General features: G+C 69.7%; 19 protein-coding genes. 8 read left to right on the top strand and 11 right to left on the bottom strand.

Annotated features, from left to right (window positions below; all coding sequences use genetic code 11):
* Positions 1-39: 39 nt before the first annotated feature.
* The 5 genes from prcB to arc form a co-directional block, all read right to left on the bottom strand.
* Entirely contained in the window at positions 40-885 is an 846-nt protein-coding gene (gene prcB / locus B9W62_RS30930) for a proteasome subunit beta (protein ID WP_087810234.1), read from the bottom strand.
* Positions 837-1,466 carry an endonuclease VII domain-containing protein gene (locus B9W62_RS30925; RefSeq protein ID WP_087810233.1) on the bottom strand — a complete coding sequence of 210 codons (630 nt, stop codon included), beginning with the start codon at positions 1,464-1,466 and terminating at the stop codon, positions 837-839. The genes prcB and B9W62_RS30925 overlap by 49 nt, the downstream gene beginning before the upstream one ends.
* Before the next feature lie 27 nt (positions 1,467-1,493).
* Complete coding sequence (locus tag B9W62_RS30920; protein ID WP_053128307.1) at positions 1,494-1,712, bottom strand: ubiquitin-like protein Pup; 219 nt, start codon at positions 1,710-1,712, stop codon at positions 1,494-1,496.
* Positions 1,713-1,890: 178 nt separating this feature from the next.
* Complete coding sequence (gene dop / locus B9W62_RS30915) at positions 1,891-3,402, bottom strand: depupylase/deamidase Dop (RefSeq protein ID WP_345742412.1); 1,512 nt, start codon at positions 3,400-3,402, stop codon at positions 1,891-1,893.
* A gap of 232 nt (positions 3,403-3,634) precedes the next feature.
* Complete coding sequence (gene arc / locus B9W62_RS30910; RefSeq protein ID WP_007447848.1) at positions 3,635-5,401, bottom strand: proteasome ATPase; 1,767 nt, start codon at positions 5,399-5,401, stop codon at positions 3,635-3,637.
* 245 nt (positions 5,402-5,646) lie between these two features.
* Between arc and B9W62_RS30900 the strand changes: the two genes are divergently transcribed.
* Entirely contained in the window at positions 5,647-5,952 is a 306-nt protein-coding gene (locus B9W62_RS30900) for a ferredoxin (protein WP_087810230.1), read from the top strand.
* Between the two features lie 74 nt (positions 5,953-6,026).
* Here the strand turns inward: B9W62_RS30900 and B9W62_RS30895 are convergent, their stop codons facing one another.
* The 3 genes from B9W62_RS30895 to B9W62_RS30885 all read right to left on the bottom strand — a co-directional run bounded on the left by B9W62_RS30895 (position 6,027) and on the right by B9W62_RS30885 (position 9,495).
* Positions 6,027-6,617: a hypothetical protein gene (locus tag B9W62_RS30895; RefSeq protein ID WP_087810229.1), complete on the bottom strand. Its 591-nt coding sequence runs from the start codon at positions 6,615-6,617 to the stop codon at positions 6,027-6,029.
* 261 nt (positions 6,618-6,878) lie between these two features.
* Positions 6,879-7,781: a tRNA (adenine-N1)-methyltransferase gene (locus B9W62_RS30890; protein ID WP_087810228.1), complete on the bottom strand. Its 903-nt coding sequence runs from the start codon at positions 7,779-7,781 to the stop codon at positions 6,879-6,881.
* Between the two features lie 58 nt (positions 7,782-7,839).
* A complete protein-coding gene (locus B9W62_RS30885; RefSeq protein ID WP_179235759.1) occupies positions 7,840-9,495 on the bottom strand; it encodes a site-2 protease family protein in 1,656 nt (551 codons plus the stop codon).
* Positions 9,496-9,666: 171 nt separating this feature from the next.
* On the opposite strand from B9W62_RS30885, the gene B9W62_RS30880 reads away from it, so the two are divergent.
* Both B9W62_RS30880 and B9W62_RS30875 read left to right on the top strand, forming a co-directional pair.
* Positions 9,667-10,665 (top strand): RecB family exonuclease, encoded by a 999-nt coding sequence (locus B9W62_RS30880; protein WP_087810227.1) that lies wholly within the window; start codon positions 9,667-9,669, stop codon positions 10,663-10,665.
* A gap of 16 nt (positions 10,666-10,681) precedes the next feature.
* Positions 10,682-11,353 (top strand): response regulator, encoded by a 672-nt coding sequence (locus B9W62_RS30875; RefSeq protein ID WP_087810226.1) that lies wholly within the window; start codon positions 10,682-10,684, stop codon positions 11,351-11,353.
* A gap of 115 nt (positions 11,354-11,468) precedes the next feature.
* Here B9W62_RS30875 and B9W62_RS30870 read toward each other — a convergent pair whose 3' ends face one another.
* The 3 genes from B9W62_RS30870 to metH all read right to left on the bottom strand — a co-directional run bounded on the left by B9W62_RS30870 (position 11,469) and on the right by metH (position 17,858).
* The gene (locus B9W62_RS30870; protein WP_087810225.1) at positions 11,469-13,073 is read right to left on the bottom strand and encodes an ABC transporter substrate-binding protein; all 1,605 of its coding nucleotides are present in this window, start codon (positions 13,071-13,073) and stop codon (positions 11,469-11,471) included.
* Positions 13,074-13,517: 444 nt separating this feature from the next.
* Complete coding sequence (locus tag B9W62_RS30865; protein WP_087810224.1) at positions 13,518-14,219, bottom strand: HAD family hydrolase; 702 nt, start codon at positions 14,217-14,219, stop codon at positions 13,518-13,520.
* Between the two features lie 126 nt (positions 14,220-14,345).
* Positions 14,346-17,858 (bottom strand): methionine synthase, encoded by a 3,513-nt coding sequence (gene metH / locus B9W62_RS30860; RefSeq protein WP_087810223.1) that lies wholly within the window; start codon positions 17,856-17,858, stop codon positions 14,346-14,348.
* Between the two features lie 403 nt (positions 17,859-18,261).
* Here metH and B9W62_RS30855 point away from each other — a divergent pair, with 403 nt between their 5' ends.
* The 5 genes from B9W62_RS30855 to parJ all read left to right on the top strand — a co-directional run bounded on the left by B9W62_RS30855 (position 18,262) and on the right by parJ (position 24,570).
* Positions 18,262-19,026, top strand: a complete 765-nt coding sequence (locus B9W62_RS30855) for an IclR family transcriptional regulator (RefSeq protein ID WP_087810222.1) — start codon at positions 18,262-18,264, stop codon at positions 19,024-19,026.
* A gap of 337 nt (positions 19,027-19,363) precedes the next feature.
* A complete protein-coding gene (locus tag B9W62_RS30850; protein WP_087810221.1) occupies positions 19,364-20,158 on the top strand; it encodes an MIP/aquaporin family protein in 795 nt (264 codons plus the stop codon).
* A gap of 90 nt (positions 20,159-20,248) precedes the next feature.
* Positions 20,249-21,787 carry a glycerol kinase GlpK gene (gene glpK / locus B9W62_RS30845; protein ID WP_087810220.1) on the top strand — a complete coding sequence of 513 codons (1,539 nt, stop codon included), beginning with the start codon at positions 20,249-20,251 and terminating at the stop codon, positions 21,785-21,787.
* Between the two features lie 8 nt (positions 21,788-21,795).
* A complete protein-coding gene (locus tag B9W62_RS30840; protein WP_087810219.1) occupies positions 21,796-23,412 on the top strand; it encodes a glycerol-3-phosphate dehydrogenase/oxidase in 1,617 nt (538 codons plus the stop codon).
* 150 nt (positions 23,413-23,562) lie between these two features.
* On the top strand, positions 23,563-24,570 hold the full coding sequence (parJ, locus tag B9W62_RS30835; protein ID WP_087810218.1) for a filament polymerization regulator ParJ: 1,008 nt from the start codon (positions 23,563-23,565) through the stop codon (positions 24,568-24,570).
* Positions 24,571-24,600 lie beyond the last annotated feature (30 nt).

Below are 24,600 nucleotides of genomic sequence, written 5' to 3'. Positions count from 1 at the left end.
GAAATCACTGGACCACCTGACAACGAAGACCCGCGCCCGCTAGAGCAGCGCGGCCCGCGGCCCGTCGGGCTGCTGAAGCCGGGCCTGCAACACCGAGCCGGCCAGCTCCGCGGCCTCGTCCTCACCGAGCCGACGGAAACCGTCCTCGGTGATCACAGTGATGATCGGATAGATCCGGCGGGCGACATCGGGACCACCGGTCGCCGAGTCGTCGTCAGCCGCGTCGTACAGCGCCTGCACCACGAGCGTCGTGGCCTGCTCCTCGGTCAGGTCGTCACGGAACAGCTTCTTCATCGCACCGCGCGCGAAGACCGAGCCCGAACCCGTGGTCGCGTAGTTCCGCTCCTCGGACCGACCGCCCGTCACGTCGTACGAGAAGATACGGCCCCTGCCCCGGTCCACGTCGTACCCGGCGAACAACGGCACCACGGCCAGCCCCTGCATCGCCATGCCCAGGTTGGACCGGATCATCGTCGACAGGCGATTGGCCTTGCCCTCCAGGGACAGCTGCGCGCCCTCGACCTTCTCGAAGTGCTCCAGCTCCAGCTGGAACAGCTTCACCATCTCCACGGCCAGGCCGGCCGTACCGGCGATGCCCACCGCCGAGTACTCGTCGGCCGGGAAGACCTTCTCGATGTCCCGCTGGGCGATCATGTTGCCCATGGTGGCCCGCCGGTCACCGGCGAGGACGACGCCCCCGGGGAACGTGACCGCCACGATCGTGGTGCCGTGCGGTGCCTCGATGACGCCCTGCACCGGCGGCAGCTGCCGGTTGCCCGGGAGCATCTCCGGCTGGTGCTCACCGAGGAAGTCCATGAAGGAGGAGGATCCAGGCGTCAGGAAGGCAGCTGGTAGACGCCCGGTGCTACGAGTGTTGGCTTCCACGCGATTCCTTCCACGTAAGCGGCAGCCCGCCTTATGGCATCGGGCCGGTCCTTGAACTGCCCCAGCGCAGCGTTGCAGCTGAAGCACAGTACGCCACGGACCCTACCCGTCTCGTGGCAGTGATCCACATGTGCGGCGGGGGCGGCAAGACATATGCAGCAGACGCCGCCTTGGCCGGCGATCAATTGATCGCGCTCGGCCTCGGTGAGGCCGTAGTGACGCTTCAGGTGACCTTCCCGCCCCTGGATGGCTCGGCATGCCTTGCAGCGGGTCGCCAGGCCGTCAGACGCGGTCGCGTTGCGGTGCCACTCGCTGTGCGGCTTGACTTCGCCGCAGGTCCGACAGAGCTTGTGCCCCGCTGGGACGTCGACTTTTTCGCGGACAGTAAGCCCCATGGCCTCGCGGCGGCGCCGGTAGTGCGCGGCGCTGTACTCCGCCACGCACTCCCGACACCGCACTTGAAGCCCGTCACCACGATTCTTGTCGCGGGCGAACTCGGACACGGGCGCAATCCGCTTGCATCCCGTGCACCGTTTCCCGCCCGATTGCCCAACCACCCCGAACTCCCCCGTTACCTTCATTTCGAAGGAAAAGTGGCCACGACGCCTTTACTGGCCACCCTTTTGCACGAAGGAGCGCACGAAATCCTCGGCATTCTCCTCGAGTACGTCGTCGATCTCGTCCAGGACGGAGTCCACGTCGTCGTTCAGCTTCTCCTGGCGTTCCTTGAGGTCCTCCGATGCCTGCGCGTCCTGCGCCTGCTCCTCGACCTCCTCGGTGGACCGCGTGGCCTTCTGCTGCCCGCCGCCGGTGTCCTTGGTCGCCATCACCCTCACCCCGCTCGGTTCGCCCGACACAGTTGCTCGGTCAAGATCAGACCCTACAGATCTGGTCCGACATCGGCCCCGCACTTCCTCCAACGTACGGGGACCATCTCCATGGTTCCCGGACCTGGGATATTCCACCCTGTCCGGCTGCTTACTCCCCGGTACCCGCCCGGTCCGCTCACCCGCCGGCCAGGACCCTGACCAGGTCTTCCGCGGTACGGCAGCGGTCCAGGAGCTCCTTGACGTGATTACGCGTTCCGCGAAGCGGTTCCAGGGTTGGGACCCGCTGGAGCGAGTCCCGGCCCGGCAGATCGAAGATCACCGAGTCCCAGGAGGCCGCCGCGACGTCGTCCGCGTACTGCTCCAGGCAGCGGCCGCGGAAGTAGGCCCTGGTGTCCTCCGGCGGCTTCGTACGGGCCCGCTCGACCTCGTTCTCGTCCAGCAGGCGCTTGATGCGGCCGCGGTCCACCAGACGGTTGTAGAGGCCCTTGTCGGGCCGTACGTCGGCGTACTGGAGGTCGACGAGGTGCAGCCGGGCGGCGTCCCAGTCGAGGTTGTCGCGGCGGCGGTAGCCCTCCATGAGCTCCCGCTTGGCGACCCAGTCCAGCTCGCCGGCGAGGCTCATCGGGTCGTTCTCGAGCCGGTTGAGGGTGTCCTCCCAGCGGCCGAGGACGTCCTTGGTCTGGTCGTCGGCGTCGGCGCCGTACCGCTCCTCGACGTATTTGCGGGCCAGCTCGTAGTACTCCATCTGGAGCTGTACGGCGGTCAGTGTGCGGCCGCTGCGCAGCGTGACGAGGTGCTTGAGCGTGGGGTCGTGCGAGACCTGGTGGAGGGTGCGTACGGGCTGGTCGACGGCCAGGTCGACGGCGATGAAGCCGTCTTCGATCATGGACAGGACCAGGGCCGTCGTGCCCAGCTTCAGATAGGTCGAGATCTCCGACAGGTTCGCGTCGCCGATGATGACGTGCAGTCGGCGCCATTTCTCGGCGTCGGCGTGCGGTTCGTCGCGGGTGTTGATGATGGGGCGCTTCAGCGTCGTCTCCAGGCCGACCTCGACCTCGAAGTAGTCGGCGCGCTGGCTGAGCTGGAAGCCGTGTTCGTGGCCGTCCTGGCCGATGCCTACGCGGCCGGCGCCGGTGAAGACCTGGCGGGAGACGAAGAAGGGTGTCAGGTGGCGCACGATGTCCGAGAAGGCGGTTTCCCGCTTCATCAGGTAGTTCTCGTGTGTGCCGTAGGAGGCGCCCTTGTTGTCGGTGTTGTTCTTGTAGAGGTGGATGGGCTGGGCGCCGGGCAGCTGGGCGGCGCGTTCGGCGGCTTCGGCCATGATGCGTTCGCCGGCCTTGTCCCACAGGACGGCGTCGCGGGGGTTGGTGACTTCCGGAGCGCTGTATTCGGGGTGGGCGTGGTCGACGTAGAGCCGTGCTCCGTTGGTGAGGATGACGTTGGCGAGGCCGATGTCCTCGTCGGTGAGCTGGCTGTTGTCGGCGGCCTCACGGGCGAGGTCGAAGCCTCGCGCGTCCCGGAGCGGGTTCTCCTCCTCGAAGTCCCAGCGGGCCCGGCGGGCCCGGTGCATCGCCGCCGCGTAGGCGTTGACGATCTGGGACGAGGTGAGCATGGCATTGGCGTTGGGGTGGCCGGGGACGGAGATCCCGTACTCCGTCTCGATGCCCATTACTCGCCGTACGGTCATGCGGCCCTCCTTGCCCGGCAGCGCCCGTAGTGGGTGCTGCTCAAGTACCGCTGGCGCTCCGATGCGTGTGCGGTGCCCGTCCCCGCACTGCGCGACTCGGCGGTATGGAAGAGCCTAGAACGCCTTTGCGCTGGCGGGGAGATCATTTGCGTCATTGCCTTGCTCCAGCCGGGGCTCCGGAAAACAGTCGGCTGCGGGTACCCACTGTGGGGACCCGCAGCCGCCCCGCCTTTTACAGGTACTGACCGGTGTTCGCCACCGTGTCGATGGAGCGTCCGGTGTCCGCGCCCTGCTTTCCGGTGACGAGCGTACGGATGTACACGATCCGTTCGCCCTTCTTTCCGGAGATGCGGGCCCAGTCGTCGGGGTTGGTGGTGTTGGGCAGGTCCTCGTTCTCCTTGAACTCGTCCACGCAGGCCTGGAGGAGGTGGGAGACGCGGAGGCCCTTCTGGTTCTTGTCGAGGAAGTCCTTGATCGCCATTTTCTTGGCGCGGCCCACGATGTTCTCGATCATGGCGCCGGAATTGAAGTCCTTGAAATAGAGGACTTCCTTGTCGCCGTTGGCGTAGGTGACTTCCAGGAAGCGGTTCTCCTCGGATTCGGCGTACATCTGTTCCACCGCTGTCTGGATCATGCTGGAGACGGTGGCCGCCTTGTCCTTCTCGTGCTCCGCGAGGTCGTCGGAGTGGAGGGGGAGGCGTTCGGTGAGGTACTTGCCGAAGATGTCCTTGGCCGCTTCGGCGTCCGGACGTTCGATCTTGATCTTCACGTCGAGCCGGCCGGGCCGCAGGATGGCGGGGTCGATCATGTCCTCGCGGTTGGAGGCGCCGATGACGACCACGTTCTGCAGGCCTTCCACGCCGTCGATCTCGGCGAGCAGCTGCGGGACGATGGTGTTCTCCACGTCCGAGCTGACGCCGGAGCCGCGGGTGCGGAAGAGGGATTCCATCTCGTCGAAGAAGACGATGACGGGGGTGCCCTCGCTGGCCTTCTCACGGGCTCGCTGGAAGACCAGGCGGATCTGGCGCTCGGTCTCGCCGACGTACTTGTTGAGGAGCTCGGGGCCCTTGATGTTGAGGAAGAAGCTCTTGCCGGCGGCCTGGCCGGTGACCTCGGCGACCTTTTTGGCCAGCGAGTTGGCGACGGCCTTGGCGATGAGCGTCTTGCCGCATCCGGGGGGCCCGTAGAGCAGGACGCCCTTGGGCGGTCGCAGCTCGTGCTCCCGGAACAGGTCGGGGTAGAGGTAGGGGAGCTCGACCGCGTCGCGGATCATCTCGATCTGTCCGCCGAGGCCGCCGATCTGCTCGTAGCCGATGTCGGGGACCTCTTCGAGGACGAGTTCCTCGACCTCGCTCTTGGGGACGACCTCGTAGACGTAGCCGGACCGGGGTTCGAGCAGGAGGGCGTCGCCGGGGCGGATGGTGAGGCCGCGCAGAGGTTCGGCGAGCCGTACCACTCTTTCCTCGTCGGTGTGGCCGAGTACCAGGGCGCGCTCGCCGTCCTCGAGGATTTCCTTGAGGGTGACGATGTCGCCGACGCTCTCGTACTCCATGGCCTCGACCACGTTGAGTGCTTCGTTGAGCATCACTTCCTGGCCGCGTCGGAGCTCGTCGAGCTCGACGCTCGGGCTGACGTTCACCCTGAGTTTGCGGCCGCCGGTGAAGATGTCGGCGGTGCCGTCCTCGTTGGCCTGTAGGAAGACGCCGAAGCCGGCGGGTGGCTGGGCCAGCCGGTCGACTTCTTCCTTGAGGGCCACGATCTGGTCGCGGGCCTCGCGGAGTGTGCCGGCGAGTCGCTCGTTCTGGGCGGACACGCCGGCCAGGTTGGTCTGCAGTTCGACGATCCGCTCTTCGAGAATTCTCGTGTGTCGCGGAGATTCGGCGAGCTTGCGTCGCAGGACGGCGATCTCCTGCTCAAGGTAGGCCACCTGCCCGGCCGGGTCCTCGGACCCGCGTCCCGGGCGGATGCCGCGGTTCATGTCGTCGTCGTGGGCTGCCACGGTCCTCACCTCCTCCAAGGGGAGCTGGACGCTTCCAGACCCTACCTGGGTGGGTGTCGATTGAAACCCCTAGATCACAAAGACTGTCGGGGTGTGTCCGATCTTCACCCTTGCGCTCTCCCTCACGCCAGGGGAATACCCACGGAACGTGAGAGGAACCCAGGCGGGGGTAGGGTCGAAGTGTTCAACACCCGTCAGAGCTGGCCGGATTCCCGAACGGCTCGGCGCAGGAAACGGCAGGAGAGATGAGCGTGCAGCAGGAGGCCGGGGTCGGTGGCGAGGCTCTGGAGGTCTGGATCGACCAGGACCTGTGTACCGGCGACGGCATCTGCGCCCAGTACGCGCCCGAGGTGTTCGAGCTGGACATCGACGGTCTGGCCTATGTGAAGGGCGCGGACGACGAGCTGCTGCAGGTTCCGGGGGCGACAACGCCCGTGCCGCTGACGCTTCTCACGGATGTGGTCGACTCCGCGAAGGAGTGTCCGGGCGAGTGCATCCACGTGCGTCGCGTTTCGGACAGGACCGAGGTCTACGGACCGGACTCAGAGTGACCAAATCGTGACTCGATGCGCACGCTCCGTGACTACTGTCTGGTGTGTCACACCGGTTGCCCCGGGGGTGGCGGTCACACGGTGCGGGCGTGTGAGGGCGTGTCGCTGACGAACGCGCCGTTCTTCCATCGCCACTTCACGTCGTCCGTCACGTCGGGGCAGCAACTGGGCACGTCGGTGGACGAGTAGCCGAGCAGGGTGGTGCGGACGACGCCGGCGCGCACCGAGAGTTCGGTGGCCGTGCGCCGTTCCCGGGGGTCCACGAGGGTGGCCACGACGCGGGGCTTGCCGCCGTCGTGGCCCCGTGTGACGACGTACACGCCGTCGGGTGGTGTGCCCATGGGCGCGTCGCAGTGCACGACGGCCACCGTTTCGGGCCGTCCGTCGCCGTCGAGGTCACCGGAGGCCTTCTTCTGCACCAGGGCCTTGACCGGGCCGCAATCCAGGGGGAAGGCCACGGTGGCCGGGTCGGGCGGCGTGCTGTGGGCCGGCGCGCTCTTCGGGGCGGGGGTCGCGGCCTTGTCGGCGCTCTGGGCGGCCGTCGCGGCGTCGGGCTGGAGGACGGAGGACAGGGCGACCACTCCGGCGACGGCCGTGGCGGTGGCGACCCAGTGGATCGGCCGGGTGTGCGTGTGCGAGAGGTCCGGAACGGCGGGGTGCTGCACGAGGAGTGTCTCCTGTGAGGGCTGTGCCGGTGGGGGTGGCCAGCATCGTGCCACACGTCACAGTGCGGGGGAACGGCGGGGTGGGTACTCGTTCCGATTCCCGTGCGAGCGCGTGTGCCGCCGCGTGGGCGCCGCTGCCTGGTGGCGGCCGTGGTGGCGGCCGCCTGGTGGCCGTCAACGCGTCGACGCCGTGGTGGAGTTCCCGGAGTGTCCGGGAACTCCACCACGGCGTCTGCACGTTGTACGCGGCACGGGGCCGCCTCAGCGGCCGGAGCCTCCGCCGGCGTTGGGGCCCTCGTAGTCCTCGCCGTAGGCGCCCTTGGCGGGGCGGCGGCGGCGCATGGGCGGCTCGACGCCGTCGGCGAGGCGCCGGGCGGTGAGCAGGAAGCCGGTGTGGCCGATCATCCGGTGGTCGGGACGGACCGCGAGGCCCTCCACGTGCCAGTTGCGGATCATCGTCTCCCAGGAGGTCGGCTCGTTGAAGCAGCCGATCTCGCGGATGGACTCGACGGTCCGGGCGAGCTGGGTGGTGGTCGCGACGTAGCAGCACAGGATGCCGCCGGGCACGAGCGCCTTCTTGACGACGTCCAGGCACTCCCACGGGGCGAGCATGTCCAGGATGACGCGGTCGACGTCGGTGTCGGACAGGTTGTCCTGGAGGTCGCCGACGGTGAGCTGCCAGGCGGGGTGCGGGCCGCCGAAGTAGCGCTGCACGTTCTGCTGGGCGATCTCGGCGAAGTCCTCGCGGCGCTCGTAGGAGTGCAGCATGCCCTGGTCGCCGATGGCGCGCAGCAGGAAGCTGCTGAGGGAGCCGGAGCCCACACCGGCCTCCACGACGCGTGCGCCGGGGAAGATGTCGGCGAAGGCGAGGATCTGCCCCGCGTCCTTCGGGTAGACGACGGCTGCCCCGCGGGGCATGGACAGGACGTAGTCGGGGAGCAGGGGGCGCAGCGCGAGGTAGGCGACGTTCCCGGTGGTGCGGACAACGCTGCCCTCGGGAGCACCGATCAGTTCGTCGTGGGGGAAGGAACCCTTGTGGGTGTGGAAGTTCTTCCCGGCCTCGAGCGTGAACGTGTAGTGGCGGCCCTTGGGGTCGGTCAGCTGAACCTGGTCCCCGACCTTGAAGGGCCCGCGCCTGCGGGCGGCACCGGTCGGTTCGGACATGTGACCAGCCTACCGGTCCCGCGCGGGGCCGCCGACCACGGCGGTGGGAGGACGGGGGTCAGGAGGGGCGGGCCATGGCCTTGACGAAGGCGCGCTCGACGTCGGCCGCGGACAGGACGCCGTAGATCTCGCCGGTCTCCTCGACGACGAGGTACTCGGTGGCCGGGTTGGCGCGCAGGGCGTCCAGGAGTTCCTCGCCCGACAGTTCCGCGGAGACGCGCATGCCGTCGGTGAGGTCCTGGGCGAGGGTGCTGACCGGTACCCAGGGGCGGCGGTGCTCGGGTACGCCGACGATGGCGGCCTCGCGGACCAGGGAGGCGGGGGTGCCGTCGGCGTCGACGACGACGAGGGCGCGGGCTCCGGAGGCGTTGGCGCGGCGCAGGGCCTCGGAGAGGGGGGTGTCGGCCTGGACGGGGACGGCGCGCCGGGTGAGGGCGCGGGCGCGCAGCTCGGGGAGGTGTTCGCGCAGGCGGGCCATGCGGAGGCTGTTTCCGGCGCCGGTCCAGATGATCGCGGCGAGGATGGCGGCGAGCAGGGCGTCCATGACGGTGTCCATGCCGACGTCGTCCGCGGCGTCGCTGCCGAGTGACTGGGTGAGCAGCGGCAGGCCGATCAGTACGGCGATGGCGAGGGCGCGGCCGACCCAGGCGGCGGCGATCGTGCCGCTCATCGGCTTGCCGGTGAGCTTCCAGACGACGGCGCGGAGCATGCGGCCGCCGTCGAGGGGGAGGCCGGGCAGCAGGTTGAAGGCGGCCACGATGAGGTTGGAGACCATCAGGCCGGCCAGCAGCACGCCGGGCACGCTGTCGGGCTCGACGGGCAGCAGGGCGGCGTAGAAGACGCCGGAGAGGACGAGGGAGAGCAGGGGGCCGACGAAGGCCAGGACGAATTCGCGGCCGGGGGTCTCGGCTTCCTTCTCGATCTCCGAGACGCCGCCGAAGAACTGGAGCTGGATGCGGCGGACGGGGAGTTTGAAGCGGAGGGCGGCGACGGTGTGGGCGAGTTCGTGGACGAGGACGGAGGCGTAGAAGGCGATGGCGAAGAAGAGGGAGACCAGGTAGCGGGCGGCGCCCAGCTCGGGCAGCACGCGGTCGAGCTGGCCGCCGAACACCCAGGTGATCAGGATGGCGACCAGGAACCAGCTGGGGGCGACGTACACGGGCACGCCGAAGGGCCGGCCCATCAGCAGCCCGCCCCCGGGTTCCGGTCGGCGCTGCGGCGGCCGTCCCGGCCCGCCCGTGCCGTCGGTGTGGGCCTCGGTGCGGTGGCGTGGGGTGCCGGTGCCGGTGCCGGCGTGGTGAGCGGCGTGCCGGGGGGCGGCGGCCGGTTCGCGGGGCTCGGCGGGTCCCTGGGGGCCGGGGGCCGAGGTGCCAGGGGATGCCGGGGTGCCGGAGGGTGCCGGACTACCGGAGGGTTCCGAGGTACCGGAGGGCGCCGGGCTGCCGGAGGGCGCCGGGGTCGGTCGGCCGTCCGACGGCGGCTTCGACCTGGCGTCCGGGTCGCCCTCGGCGCCGGTGTCCGGGGCCGGTTTCCCGGTCGGGGCGGCGGCCCGGCCGGGCTCGTCGGGTGCGGCGGGGGTCTCGTCGGAGGACTCCCCCGGTCCGCGCTCCGCGGGGCCGGTGGGGTCGGCGGCCGGGTCCGTGGGATGTGCCCGGGGCTCGGCCGACTCGTCGTTGCCGGACCGCGGCTGCCCGCTCCCGCCGCTCACGTCCACGGTGTCCCCTCGTTCGAAGCGTCTCCCGCCTGCGGACGGGAGGGTCTCGTGTCGATGGTATGCGTCCGTCGCCTCCCGTTCCGCTCCGGCACCCCTCTGCTTCCCTTCCGCCACACGGGTCACGCCTGCGGGCTGGGTCGTTGTCAGTGTCCGGCCGTATGGTCTGTGGACATGGAGACGAGTACCGAGGACGTCGCGGAGGACGCCGGCGGGTCCGCCCGACCGGCGGCGGCGGTGGTGGACCAGCCGGGGACGGCCGTGGAGCCGGGCGCCCCGGCGGCGAAGACGGCGGCCGCGGCCGCCTCGCCCGCGCCCGTGGTGATACCGCCCACCTCGCTCTCGCCCTCCCGGGCCGGCGACTTCATGCAGTGCCCGCTGCTGTACCGGTTCCGGGTGATCGACCGGCTGCCGGAGAAGCCCAGCGAGGCGGCGACCCGGGGCACCCTGGTGCACGCGGTGCTGGAGCGGCTCTTCGACGCCCCGGCGGCCGAGCGCACGGCGCCCAGGGCGAAGGCGCTGGTCCCCGGTCAGTGGGACCGGCTGCGGGAGAGCAGGCCGGAGGTCGGTGAGCTGTTCGCGGACGATCCGGAGGGCGAGCGGCTGGCGCAGTGGCTGACCGAGGCGGAGCGGCTTGTCGAGCGCTGGTTCACCCTGGAGGACCCGAGCCGGCTGGAGCCCGCCGAGCGGGAGCTGTTCGTCGAGGCCGAGCTGGACTCCGGGCTGCGGCTGCGCGGCATCATCGACCGGGTCGACGTGGCCCCCACCGGTGAGGTGCGGATCGTCGACTACAAGACGGGCAAGGCACCTCGGCCGCAGTACGCCGAGGGTGCGCTGTTCCAGATGAAGTTCTACGCGCTGGTGGTGTGGCGGCTCAAGAAGGTCGTCCCGCGGCGGCTTCAGCTGGTCTATCTCGGCAGCGGCGACGTGCTCACGTACGACCCGGTCCTGGCCGACCTGGAGCGGGTCGAGCGCAAGCTGCTGGCGCTGTGGGAGGCGATCCGGCTGGCCACCGAGACGGGTGACTGGCGTCCGCGTCCCACCAAGCTGTGCGGCTGGTGCGACCACCAGGCGCACTGTCCGGAGTTCGGCGGCACTCCCCCGCCCTACCCGCTGCCGGTGAGGGCGGCCGACTCCGGCGCCGTCGCGCAGGGCAGAATGGGGCCGGACTAGCGAGAAGGAGACTTACGTGGCCATCCGCGTCCTACTGGTCGACGACCAGCCGCTGCTGCGCACGGGCTTCCGGATGATTCTGGAGGCGGAGCAGGACCTCGCGGTCGTCGGCGAGGCCGGAGACGGCCTCCAGGCGCTCGACCAGGTGCGGGCGTTGCAGCCCGATGTGGTGCTGATGGACATCCGCATGCCGCGGATGGACGGTGTGGAGGCGACCCGGCAGATCACCGGGCCCGAGCGGGACGGCCCGGCGAAGGTGCTGGTGCTGACCACGTTCGATCTCGACGAGTACGTGGTCGAGGCGCTGAAGGCGGGCGCCAGCGGCTTCCTGCTCAAGGACGCCCCGGCCAACGAGCTGGTGCAGGCGATCCGCGTGGTGGCGAACGGCGAGGCGATGCTCGCGCCGAGCATCACCCGGCGGCTGCTCGACAAGTACGCCACGCACCTGCCCTCCGGGGACGAGCCGGTGCCGAACACCCTGCACACGCTCACGGACCGCGAGGTCGAGGTGTTGAAGCTGGTGGCCCGCGGGCTGTCCAACGCGGAGATCGCCGCGGACCTGTTCGTCAGCGAGACCACCGTCAAGACCCACGTGGGGCACGTGCTGACCAAGCTGGGCCTGCGGGACCGGGTGCAGGCCGCGGTGTACGCGTACGAGAGCGGTCTGGTGCGTCCCGGCGCCCAGTAGGCGCTCCCTCCCCGCGGCCCGTGCCGTGCACGACGCGAAGGGCGCCTTCCTCCGAGCGGGAGGAAGGCGCCCTTCGCGCGTGTCCGGTGCCGGCGTCAGCCGTCCGTTGTCGGCGTCAGCCGCTCACGCCCCGGCCCAGCTCCCAGAGCTGGAGCGAGGAGGAGGAGTTGAGGAGGTAGGCCGTGCCGGTGACGTCGTCGCGGGTGGCGACGTACTGCTTGCCCTGCCAGAGCGGGATCAGCGGGACGTCCTTGGCGGTGATGTCCTGGACCTCGGTGAGGGTGTCCACCGCGGAGAGCCGGTCGGCCTCGCCGCGGGAGGCGGGGATCAGGTTGTTGATGATCTCCGGGTTGGAGTACGGGATGTTGAGGGTGTTCTTCTTGTCGAGGAACGGCGCGATGAAGCTGTCCGCGTCCGGGAAGTCGGGGAACCAGCCCATGCCGAACACGTCGTACTCGCGGTTCCGCTCCGCCTTGTGGAACTTCTCCCAGGGCGTGCCCTTGATGTCGACGTCGAACAGACCGCTGTCGTTGAGCTGCTTCTGGAGGTGCTCGAACTCCGGCTTGGTCGCGGCGCCGTAGTGGTCCGTCGTGTAGTCCAGCGTCAGCTTGACCGGCGTAGTGATGTCCGCGTCCTCCAGCATCGCCTTCGCCTTGGCGACACTGGGGTCGCCGTACTTGTTGAAGAACGAGTTGGAGTGGCCGGTGATGCCGGCCGGAACCATCGAGTAGAGCGGTTCGGCCTGGGATCCGTAGACCGCGGAGACGAGTTCGCTGCGGTTGATGACCTGGGCCATCGCCGTACGAACGGCCTTGTCCTTGACCGTCGAGGCGTCCGTGTTGAAGGCGAGGTAGCGGATCTCGAGACCGGCCACCTCGACCAGGTCGACGTCGCCGTCCGTGGCCTTGGACAGGTTCTGGATCTGTTCCGGCGTCATCGCGCGGGTCATCACGTCGATGTCGCCCTTGTCGATGGCGTCGCCCATGGCTTCGGCGTCGGCGAAGGACACGAGTTCGACCTTGTCGTTGTTCACCTTGAGACTCCCCTTGTATTTGGGGTTCTTGGTGAACACGGCCTTGGTCATCTGGTCGTCCTTGACCTCGGCCTTCATCGTGTACGGGCCCGAGCCGGTCAGCTCGAAGCCGTCGCGCAGCTTGTCCTTCGCGTAGTCGTCCGGGTTGACGATGCCGGCGACCGGCGTCGACAGCTTGAACGGGAAGGTGGCGTCGGCGGTGTTGAGGTGGAAGATGACCTCGCGGTCGCCCTTCGTCTCGACGGTGTCGACCGTGGAGAGGATGGAGGCGACCTCGGTGTCGGCGTCGATCTTCCGGACACGCTCGATGGAGTACTTCACGTCCTCGGCGGTGACGGGGTCGCCGTTGGCGAACTCCAGGCCGTCGCGCAGGGTGCAGGCGTAGCGCTCGTTGCCGGTGTCGGTGAATCCGCACTGCTGGGCGGCCTCGGGCACGGGTTCGCCGTCACCGCGGGGCAGCACCATCAGCGTCTGCGAGGTCTGGCGCATGATGTTCCAGGCGCCGACGTCGTAGGCGTACGCCGGGTCGAAGGGCGCGGTGATCTCTTTCGAGACGCTGAACCCGTCCGTGGTGCCGACGGCGATCGCGTCCCCGTCGCCGCTGCCGCTGTCCGACCCACCGCAGGCGGCCAGTACCGGCGCGAGCAGGCCGACGACCGCCGGCAGCACCAAAGTCTTGCGGTTCATGCTCGAGTTTCTCCAGAGCTGTCGGTCCGTGTATCCGGCATGCAGGGGGTGTCGCTGCGGATCACGGGGGTAGTGGCCGATGTTCTCGCGACGAGATTAGTCCGCGCCCGCACGGGCGCTCGCAGCCACTGGAGTTGAGGGCTCATCACGGAGCGAAACCGGGTGTGGACACACCGAAAACCCGACAGTGGAAGGATTCGTGCAGGGTTTCACCAATCAGGACACAAGGGCTCCTCGACAACGTTCGCCACGCCGTACGCAGCACACCCGAGCACCCCTGTCGACCCCTGAGAAGGTGGCGAACCTCACAGTCGGACTTCGCTCGCTCGCACCGGAATTCGGCCACCGGAGGCGGCGGAAATGGACGGTGAACATGTGCCGGTCGCGCCGGGCGGCCCTTCCTCGAAATTGCCGCGCCGACGCGCCCGCACACGTGGTGAACGGCTAGCGCATTTGCGTCATCAGACCGCGCAGAAATGTCAGGTCGACCTCTTCCAGGGAGGCGACCACCGTGCGCCGGGCGGCCGGGGTGATGGGTGCGACCGACGGCACCGCCACGACATGGCAGCCGGCGGACTCCGCGGCGGCGACCCCGGTCGCGGTGTCCTCGACGACGGCGCACCGGGTCGGGTCCACGCCGAGCCCGGCCGCCGCCGCCAGGTACGGGTCGGGGTGAGGCTTGGTGCGCGGTACCTCGTCGCCGGCGATGGTGAGGGCGAAGTGCTGGGGGCCCAGCGCCTTCAGGACGCGGTCGATGATGCGCCGGTGCGAGGCGGAGACCAGGGCGGTGGGGATCTCGTGCGCGGACAGCTCCGCGAGCAGTCGGGCGGCGCCGGGCATGAGGGGCAGGTCACGGCCGATGCGCTGCTCGAAGCCGTCGTTGAGCAGGACGCTCAGTTCGGCCAGGGTGATGTTCGCGCCGGTGGCCTCGATCAGGAAGCCGGCGCTGCGCGTCATCGGGCCGCCGACCACGACATGGCGCCAGGAGTCGTCGAGGGTGTGGCCGAGGGAGGCGAAGATTTCCGTCTCGACGTCCCACCAGAAGCCCTCGGTGTCCACCAGGGTGCCGTCCATGTCGAGGAGCACGGCCTGTAGGGCTGAGCCTTCGGCCGTACGGGTTCCGAGCGCGGGGACCGTGCTGGTCATCCACGTACCTCCTTGAGGGACGATCAGGCCGGCTCCCACGAAAGGGAGCCGGCCTGCGGTGGACCGACCAGTGTACGTCGTGCGGGGCGCGAACGCCTGGTGAGGCCCGGGAGGTGCCGCGGAGCCTCAGCGGGCGTTGAAGTACTTCGCCTCGGGGTGGTGGATGACGATGGCGTCGGTGGACTGCTCGGGGTGGAGCTGGAACTCCTCGGACAGGTGGACGCCAATGCGCTCCGGCTCCAGCAGGGCGGCGATCTTGGCGCGGTCCTCCAGGTCCGGACAGGCGCCGTAGCCGAGGGAGAAGCGGGCGCCCCGGTACTTCAGGGCGAACATGTCCTCCATCTCGGCCGGGTCCTCCCCTGCGAAGCCGAGTTCCGAGCGCACGCGCGCGTGCCAGTATTCGGCGAGTGCTTCGGCGAGCTGGACGGACAGGCCGTGGAGTTCGAGGTAGTCGCGGTAGGCGTTGGCCTCGAACATGCGGGCGGTCTCCTCGCCGATGCGGGAACCGACGGTGACGACCTGGAAGCCGACCACGTCGGTCTCGCCGGACTCCTCCGGGCGGAAGAAGTCGGCCAGGCACAGGCGCCGGCCGCGGCGCTGGCGCGGGAAGGTGAAGCGGGTGCGTTCGTTGCCGTCGTCGTCGAGGACGATCAGGTCGTCGTCCTTGGACACGCAGGGGAAGTAGCCGTAGACCACGGCCGCCTCCAAAAGGTTGTCCGTCTGGAGCCGGTCCAGCAGGCCCCGCAGCCGCGGCCGGCCCTCGGACTCGACCAGTTCCTCGTAGGAGGGCCCCTCACCGGTGCGGGCCTGCTTGAGCCCCCACTGGCCCTTGAAGAGAGCGCCCTCGTCCAGCCAGGACGCGTACTCCTTGAGCTGGATGCCCTTGACCACGCGGGTGCCGCGGAAGGGCGGGGCCGGGACCGGGTTGTCGGTGGCGACGTCGGAGCGGACGTGGCCCTCCTCCGGCCGGTCCTCGACCTCGACGGTGGCGGCCCGCACCCGGCGCTGCTTCAGCTCCGGCAGCCTGGCACCGGGCACACCGCGCTTGATCCCGATCAGCGCGTCCATCAGGCGCAGACCCTCGAACGCGTCGCGGGCGTAGCGGACCTCGCCGTCGTAGATCTCGTGCAGGTCCTGCTCGACATAGGCGCGGGTCAGCGCGGCGCCGCCGAGGATGACGGGGTAGTCGGCGGCCAGCTTGCGCTGGTTCAGCTCTTCCAGGTTCTCCTTCATGATCACGGTGGACTTGACGAGGAGGCCGGACATGCCGATGACGTCGGCCCGGTGCTCGTCGGCCGCCTCCAGGATCGCCGAGACGGGCTGCTTGATCCCGAGGTTGACGACGTTGTAGCCGTTGTTCGACAGGATGATGTCGACGAGATTCTTGCCGATGTCGTGGACATCACCGCGGACGGTGGCCAGCACGATCGTGCCCTTGCCGTCGTCGTCGGTCTTCTCCATGTGCGGCTCCAGATGAGCCACCGCGGTCTTCATGACCTCGGCGGACTGGAGCACGAACGGCAACTGCATCTGGCCGGAACCGAACAGCTCACCGACCACCTTCATGCCGTCGAGCAGGGTGTCGTTGACGATGTCGAGGGCCGGACGCTCCCCAAGGGCCTCGTCGAGGTCCTGCTCCAGGCCGTTCTTCTCACCGTCGATGATGCGGCGCTTGAGGCGCTCCTCCAGCGGGAGGGCGGCCAGTTCCTCCGCCTTGGACGCCCTCAGCGACTTGGCCGTGGCCCCCTCGAAGAGCGCCATCAGCTTCTGGAGCGGGTCGTAGCCCTCACGGCGCCGGTCGTAGATCAGGTCCAGGGCCGTGGTGACCTGCTCCTCGTCGAAGCGGGCGATCGGCAGGATCTTCGACGCGTGCACGATCGCCGAGTCGAGTCCGGCCTTGACGCATTCGTCGAGGAAGACCGAGTTGAGCAGGATGCGGGCGGCCGGGTTGAGGCCGAAGGAGATGTTCGACAGGCCCAGCGTGGTCTGCACGTCCGGGTGGCGCCGCTTCAGCTCCCGGATGCCCTCGATGGTGGCCACACCGTCACCCCGGGACTCCTCCTGACCGGTACAGATGGTGAAGGTCAGGCAGTCGACGAGAATGTCCGACTCGTGAATGCCCCAGTTGCCGGTCAGATCCTCGATCAGCCGCTCGGCGATCTCGACCTTCTTCTCCGCGGTGCGGGCCTGGCCCACCTCGTCGATGGTCAGCGCGATCAACGCCGCCCCGTGCTCCCGGGCCAGCTTCGTGACCCGCGCGAACCGGGACTCGGGACCCGCACCGTCCTCATAGTTCACCGAGTTGATCACCGCGCGGCCGCCGAGCTTCTCCAGACCCGCCCGGATCACGTCGACCTCGGTCGAGTCCAGCACGACCGGCAGCGTCGAGGCCGTCGCGAACCGGCCGGCCAGTTCCTCCATGTCCGCGACGCCGTCCCGGCCGACGTAGTCCACGCACAGGTCGAGCATGTGCGCGCCCTCGCGGATCTGATCGCGGGCCATCTCCACACAGTCGTCCCAGCGGCCATCCAGCATGGCCTCGCGGAACTTCTTCGACCCGTTGGCGTTCGTACGCTCACCGATCGCCAGGTAGGAGGTGTCCTGCCGGAAGGGCACGGTCTGGTAGAGCGAGGCGGCGCCGGGCTCGGGGCGCGGGTCGCGTGCGCTGGGGGTGGTGTCCCGGACCCGCTCCACCACCTGGCGCAGGTGCTCGGGCGTGGTGCCGCAGCAGCCGCCGACCAGGGACAGCCCGTACTCGCGCACGAACGTCTCGTGCGCGTCGGCCAGCTCCGGCGCCGACAGCGGATAATGCGCGCCGTCCTTGCCCAGCACAGGCAGACCCGCATTGGGCATGCAGGTCAGCGGAATACGCGAGTGCCGGGCGAGGTAGCGCAGGTGCTCGCTCATCTCCGCCGGACCGGTCGCGCAGTTCAGGCCGATCATGTCGATACCCAGCGGCTCCAGCGCGGTCAGCGCCGCACCGATCTCCGAACCCAGCAGCATCGTGCCCGTCGTCTCCACCGTGACCGACACGATCAGCGGCAGATCGAAGCCCAGCACATCCAGGGCGCGCCGCGCACCGAGCACCGAAGCCTTCGTCTGGAGCAGATCCTGCGTCGTCTCCACCAGCAGCGCGTCCGCACCACCCGCGACCAGACCCTCCGCATTGCGCTGATAGGCGTCCCGCAGCACCGTGTAGGGGGCGTGGCCCAGGGTGGGGAGCTTGGTGCCCGGCCCCATGGAGCCCAGCACCCAGCGCTGCCGCCCGTCACGCGCACCGAACTCGTCGGCGACCTCACGGGCCACCCGCGCACCCGCCTCGGACAGCTCGTGCACCCGCTCGGGAATGTCGTACTCACCCAGAGCGGAGTGGTTGGCGCCGAAGGTGTTCGTCTCCACGCAGTCCACACCGGCCGCGAAGTACTCCTCGTGCACCGAACGCACGATGTCGGGCCGGGTCAGGTTCAGGACCTCGTTGCACCCCTCCAACTGCTGGAAATCGTCCAGCGTGGGGTTCTGGGCCTGCAACATGGTGCCCATCGCGCCGTCGGCGACCACCACACGGGTGGCCAGGGCCTCTCGAAGGGCGGACACGCGGGTGCGGGTGTCGGCGGGCGGGGTGGATGGCGACGAGGCCATGAAAGGGCTCCCTAGGATGCGACGGCTGTCGGCTTTGCCTCTGCCCGGTGCCGTCCGTCGTGGACGTCCCCGGGGAGAACGCACGCCGCCAGGGTAGCCGGGACCGGGGGCTGATGGTCAGGGCGTCCACGAGACGGACGAGGATGGCGGGGCGAATACCCGCCGAACGGACGAGCCCGTCCCGCCCGGACCGTCCCGCTCCGGCGGTGGCCCGCGCCCGGCGCACGCGCGGGGTGCACGCATCTCGCACGGAACGGCCGTGGTCACCGGGAGGTGGCCGAAGTGCAACAGTTGCCCACCGACCATTGGCGGGAGGTCGGCATCGACCGGTAGTGTTCGGCATTGCCGAACGACGTCAGCGACGCCGAGGTCGGCAGTCGAAGGGGACGGAGGCAGTACGTCGATGGCACGGAACATCCAGTCGCTCGAGCGGGCGGCCGCGATGCTGCGCCTGCTCGCGGGCGGCGAGCGGCGGCTCGGCCTGTCGGACATCGCCTCGTCCCTGGGTCTGGCCAAGGGCACCGCGCACGGCATCCTGCGCACCCTCCAACAGGAGGGCTTCGTCGAGCAGGACGACGCCTCCGGGCGCTATCAGCTGGGCGCCGAGCTGCTGCGCCTGGGCACGACGTACCTGGACGTGCACGAGCTGCGGGCGCGTGCCCTGGTGTGGACGGACGACCTGGCCCGCTCCAGCGGGGAGAGCGTCCACCTCGGGGTGCTGCACCAGCAGGGCGTCCTGATCGTGCACCACGTCTTCCGGCCCGACGACAGCCGGCAGGTCCTGGAGATCGGGGCCATGCAGCCGCTGCACTCCACGGCCCTGGGCAAGGTGCTGTCAGCGTACGACCCCGTGGCGCACAGCGAGGCGCTGGAGGCCGACCGCAAGGCGTACACGGACCGGACCGTCTGCGAGCCGGACGGCTTCGAGCACATCCTGGACATCACCCGCGCGCGCGGGTACGCCGCCGACGTCGAGGAGACATGGGAGGGCATCGCCTCCATCGCCGCCCCCATCCACGACCGCAGGCGCATGCCGGTCGGCGCGGTCGGCATCACCGGCGCCGTGGAACGGCTGTGCCGGGAGGGCGAGCTGCGACCCGAGCTGGTCGCGGCGGTACGGGACTGCGCCCGCGCGGTGTCGCGGGACCTGGGCGCCGGGCGGTTCTAGGGCACACACGGGCCGGCGCGAGCCGACACGGGCCGACACGAGGCCGGGACACCGAAGGTGTTCCGGCCTTCGACGTTCCCGCGGGACGGCCGGGCGGGAGATCGATAGCCCACGACGATCAATAACGATCGTGCTTTCGATAACACAGCTCTTGACGCACGCGTGCCACCGAACGAGACTCGCGTCCATCGGTCGGCATTGTCGAACACCTACCGGCAATAAGCGTTAGAGTGTGACAGTGCCAAGGGCCGCCATCGCTCTCATACCGAGGGCGCCGGAACACCCGGAGGGACCCGGGGGTTCGGCTTCCCCTGGACGAAGGACAAAGGAGTCGCGGGTGTCCAGCTCCGACATCTTCATCGGCGAGACCATCGGTACCGCCATACTCATCCTGCTCGGCGGCGGCGTGTGTGCCGCCGTGACGCTCAAGGCCTCCAAGGCACGCAACGCCGGCTGGGTCGCCATCGCCCTCGGGTGGGGCTTCGCCGTCATGACGGCGGCCTACATATCGGGTCCGCTCTCCGGAGCCCACCTGAACCCGGCCGTGACGATCGGCATCGCGATCAAGGACGGCGACTGGAGCAACACGCCGACCTACTTCGCGGGCCAGATCCTCGGCGCCATGATCGGCGCGGTGCTGGTCTGGATCACCTACTACGGCCAGTTCCAGGCCCACCTCACCGACCGGGAGATCGTCGGCGGCCCGGGCGCGCAGGACACGACGGCCAAGTCCGTCGAGGCGCAGGAGAAGGGCGCCGGCCCGGTCCTGGGCGTCTTCTCCACCGGTCCGGAGATCCGGCACACGGTCCAGAACCTCGCCACCGAGATCATCGGCACCTTCGTCCTGCTCCTCGCCATCCTGACCCAGGGCCTGAACGACGAGGGCAACGGTCTCGGCATCCTGGGCGCCCTGATCACCGGCTTCGTGGTGGTCTCCATCGGCCTGTCGCTCGGCGGCCCGACGGGATACGCGATCAACCCGGTCCGCGACCTCGGCCCGCGCATCGTGCACGCCCTGCTGCCCCTGCCCAACAAGGGCGGCTCCGACTGGTCCTACGCCTGGATCCCGGTCGTCGGTCCGCTGATCGGCGGTGCGATCGCCGGAGGTGTCTACAACCTCGCGTTCGCCTGAGCGGGCCCCCGCTCGGCGATCATCGAGCCGCAGACCACGCGCCGTACGCACCGGCCACCGCCACCCACCACGGAACCCCAGGAGCACACAGTGACCGACTCCCACACCGCAGGCCCCTTCATCGCCGCGATCGACCAGGGCACCACGTCCTCGCGCTGCATCGTCTTCGACCGCGACGGGCGCATCGTCTCCGTCGACCAGAAGGAGCACGAGCAGATCTTCCCCAAGCCGGGGTGGGTCGAGCACAACGCCACCGAGATCTGGACCAACGTCCAGGAGGTCGTCGCCGGAGCCGTCGAGAAGGCCGGCATCACCCGCGACGACATCAAGGCCATCGGCATCACCAACCAGCGCGAGACCACCCTCGTCTGGGACAGGAACACCGGTGAGCCCGTCCACAACGCCATCGTCTGGCAGGACACCCGCACCGACGCCCTGTGCAAGGAGCTCGGCCGCAACGTCGGCCAGGACCGCTTCCGCCGCGAGACCGGCCTGCCGCTGGCCTCCTACTTCGCCGGTCCCAAGGCCCGCTGGCTGCTCGACAACGTCGACGGCCTGCGCGAGCGCGCCGAGGCGGGCGACCTGCTGTTCGGCACCATGGACACCTGGGTCATCTGGAACCTGACCGGCGGCGTGAACGGCGGCAAGCACGTCACCGACGTCACCAACGCCTCGCGCACCATGCTGATGAACCTGCACACCATGGCGTGGGACGAGAAGATCGCCGAGTCGATCGGCGTGCCGATGCAGATGCTCCCGGAGATCCGCTCCTCCGCCGAGGTGTACGGCGAGATCACCGGCGGCCGCCTGGGCGAGCTGCTCGGCGGCATCCCGGTCGCCTCGGCGCTCGGTGACCAGCAGGCGGCCCTGTTCGGCCAGACCTGCTTCTCCGAGGGCGAGACCAAGTCGACGTACGGCACCGGCACCTTCATGGTGATGAACACCGGTGACAAGCTCATCAACTCCTACTCGGGCCTGCTGACCACGGTCGGCTACAAGATCGGCGACCAGGACACGGTCTACGCCCTGGAGGGCTCGATCGCCGTCACCGGTTCGCTGGTGCAGTGGATGCGCGACCAGATGGGCCTGATCTCCACCGCCGCCGAGATCGAGACCCTCGCCCTGACCGTCGAGGACAACGGCGGCGCCTACTTCGTCCCGGCCTTCTCCGGACTGTTCGCCCCGTACTGGCGCTCCGACGCCCGCGGTGTGATCGCCGGCCTCACCCGGTACGTCACCAAGGCGCACCTCGCGCGCGCCGTCCTGGAGGCCACCGCCTGGCAGACCCGCGAGATCGCGGACGCCATGACGAAGGACTCCGGGGTGGAGCTGACCGCCCTCAAGGTCGACGGCGGCATGACCTCCAACAACCTGCTGATGCAGACCCTCGCCGACTTCGTGGACGCCCCCGTGGTGCGCCCGATGGTCGCCGAGACCACCTGCCTCGGCGCCGCCTACGCCGCCGGCCTGGCCGTCGGCTTCTGGAACAGCACCGACGACCTGCGCGCCAACTGGCGGCGGGCCGCCGAGTGGACCCCCCGCATGGACGCGGAGATCCGCGACCGTGAGTACAAGAGCTGGCTCAAGGCCGTCGAGCGGACCATGGGCTGGCTCGAGGACGAGGAGTAAGAACGACCATGACCACTCAGTCCACCCTGCAGTCCGTGCCTGCCCTGGGTACGCACCCGGCCTCCGGCTCCAACCCGAGCCGGGCCGAGACCCGGGAGCAGCTCTCCAAGGCGTCGTACGACCTTCTCGTGATCGGCGGCGGCATCCTGGGCATCTCCACCGCCTGGCACGCCGCGCAGTCCGGCCTCAGGGTGGCCGTGGTCGACGCCGGCGACTTCGCCGGCGCCACCTCCTCCGCCTCCTCCAAGCTGCTCCACGGCGGGCTGCGCTACCTTCAGACCGGCGCGGTGAAGCTGGTGGCGGAGAACCACTTCGAGCGCCGTGCGGTCTCCCGCCAGGTGGCTCCCCACCTGGCGAACCCGCTCACCTTCTACCTCCCCGTGTACAAGGGCGGGCCGCACGGCGCGGCGAAGCTCGGGGCCGGTGTCTTCGCGTACTCGGCGCTGTCCGCCTTCGGCGACGGCGTCGGCCACCTGCTCTCCCCGGCCAAGGCCGCGCAGGACGTGCCGGAGCTGCGCACCGACAACCTCAAGGCCGTGGCCGTGTACGGCGACGACCAGATGAACGACGCCCGCATGGCCCTGATGACCGTCCGCGCGGCGGTCGAGTCCGGCGCGGTGGTCCTCAACCACGCCGAGGTGACGGGGCTGCGCTTCACCAACGGCCGGGTGACCGGGGCCGAGCTGAAGGACCGGCTGTCCGGCGACGAGTTCGGCGTGAACGCCCGGCTGGTGCTCAACGCCACCGGTCCGTGGGTCGACCACCTGCGCCGCATGGAGGACCCGGCGGCGGCGCCGTCGATCCGGCTGTCCAAGGGCGCGCACCTGGTGCTCAAGCGCACCGCGCCGTGGAAGGCCGCGCTGGCCACCCCGATCGACAAGTACCGGATCACCTTCGCCCTCCCCTGGGAGGACATGCTGCTGCTCGGTACCACCGACGAGGAGTTCGAGGGCGACCCCGGGGACGTCGCGGTCAACGACAAGGACATAGCCCAGATCCTCGACGAGGCCGCGTTCTCCATCCGCGACCAGCAGCTCGACCGGGACCTCATCACGTACTCCTTCGCGGGGCTGCGGGTGCTGCCGGGCGGTCCGGGCGACACGGCGAAGGCCAAGCGGGAGACGGTCGTCACCGAGGGCCGGGGCGGCATGCTGTCCGTCGCGGGCGGCAAGTGGACCACCTTCCGCCACATCGGCCGTACGGTGATGAAGAAGCTGGAGGCGCTGCCGGGCCACCCACTGGGCGACGACTTCGAGCCCATCGCGTCGCTGCCGAAGAAGCTGCCGCTGCCCGGCGTCGCCAACCCGCGCGCGGTCGCCCACCGGCTGCTGGTGGACGGTTCGGCGCCCGGCCCGCGGATGGCGGCCGACACCGCCAGGCACCTGGCCACGCACTACGGTTCGCTCGCCTTCGACATCGCCCGGCTCGCGAACGAGCGTCCCGAGCTGGGCCGGCGCGTCCACCCGGACGCCCCCGAGATCTGGGCGCAGGTCGTGTGGGCCCGGGACAACGAGTGGGCCGAGACGGCGGACGACGTGCTGCGCCGCCGTACGACGCTGACGATCCGCGGCCTGGCCACGGACGACGTCCGCGCGCAGGTGCAGGACGTGCTCGACAAGAAGTAGGGCCCCCTTTCAACGACGGGCGTCGGGTGTCCGCACGCCTGGTACGGGGCAGTGATCCGTTCACTGCCCCGTGCACAGGGGCTGCGGGCGGCCCCTCGGCACGCCGTAAGGTTGGGGGGTACGCGAGGGCACGTCGGAAGGAGGCGCTGGGTGATCGAGCTCGAGGGGGTTCCCGAGCTGGTCGACCCGGTCATGGTGGCCGCGTTCGAGGGCTGGAACGATGCCGGTGACGCCGCCTCCACCGCGGTCGCGCATCTCGACAGGGAGTGGAAGGGCGAGGTGTTCGCGGCGCTGGACGCCGAGGACTACTACGACTTCCAGGTCAACCGTCCCACGGTGTTCATGGAGGACGGCGTACGCAAGATCACCTGGCCGACGACCCGGCTGTCGGTGGTCCGCGTCGGCGGTGACAAGCCGCGCGACCTCGTACTCGTCCGCGGTATCGAACCGTCCATGCGCTGGCGTTCGTTCTGCAACGAGCTGCTCGGTTTCGCCCATGAGCTGGGCGTCGAGCTGGTGGTCGTGCTGGGCGCCCTGCTGGGCGACACGCCGCACACCCGTCCGGTCCCGATCAGCGGGACCACGTCGGACGCCGACTTGGCGCGGCGGATGGACCTGGAGGAGACCAAGTACGAGGGGCCCACGGGCATCGTCGGCATCCTCCAGGAGGCGTGCACGCACGCGGGCGTGCCGGCCGTGTCGCTGTGGGCGGCGGTGCCGCACTACGTGTCGCAGCCGCCGAACCCGAAGGCCACGCTGGCGCTGCTGAACCGGCTGGAGGACCTGATCGGCGTGCGGGTCCCGCTGGGCGAGCTGCCCGAGGACGCGCGTGCCTGGCAGGTGGGCGTGGACCAGTTGGCCGCGGAGGACACCGAGGTCGCCGAGTACGTGCAGTCGCTGGAGGAGGCCCGGGACACGGCGGAGCTGCCGGAGGCGTCGGGTGAGGCGATCGCGCGGGAGTTCGAGCGGTATCTGCGGCGGCGGGACGGGTCGGGGACGGGTGGGCCCGGCCCCGGGGGTCCTGGCGGGCATGCCACGGCGGACGGCGGTGACGGGCCGTCCGGGGCGCCGTTCCTGCGGGACAACCCTGGTGGACGGACGCGGCCGCCGAAGCCGCCGAAGGCGGGCGGGGACGACGAGGAGTCGTCGGAGGACTGAGCGCAAGAACCGGGGGCCGCTTCCTGAGAA

Origin of the sequence: Streptomyces sp. CS113 (assembly GCF_002188365.1) — a bacterium.
GTDB lineage: Bacteria > Actinomycetota > Actinomycetes > Streptomycetales > Streptomycetaceae > Streptomyces > Streptomyces tendae.
The sequence above is the reverse complement of the archived record's forward strand: the minus strand, read 5'-3'. Positions and strand labels throughout refer to the sequence as shown.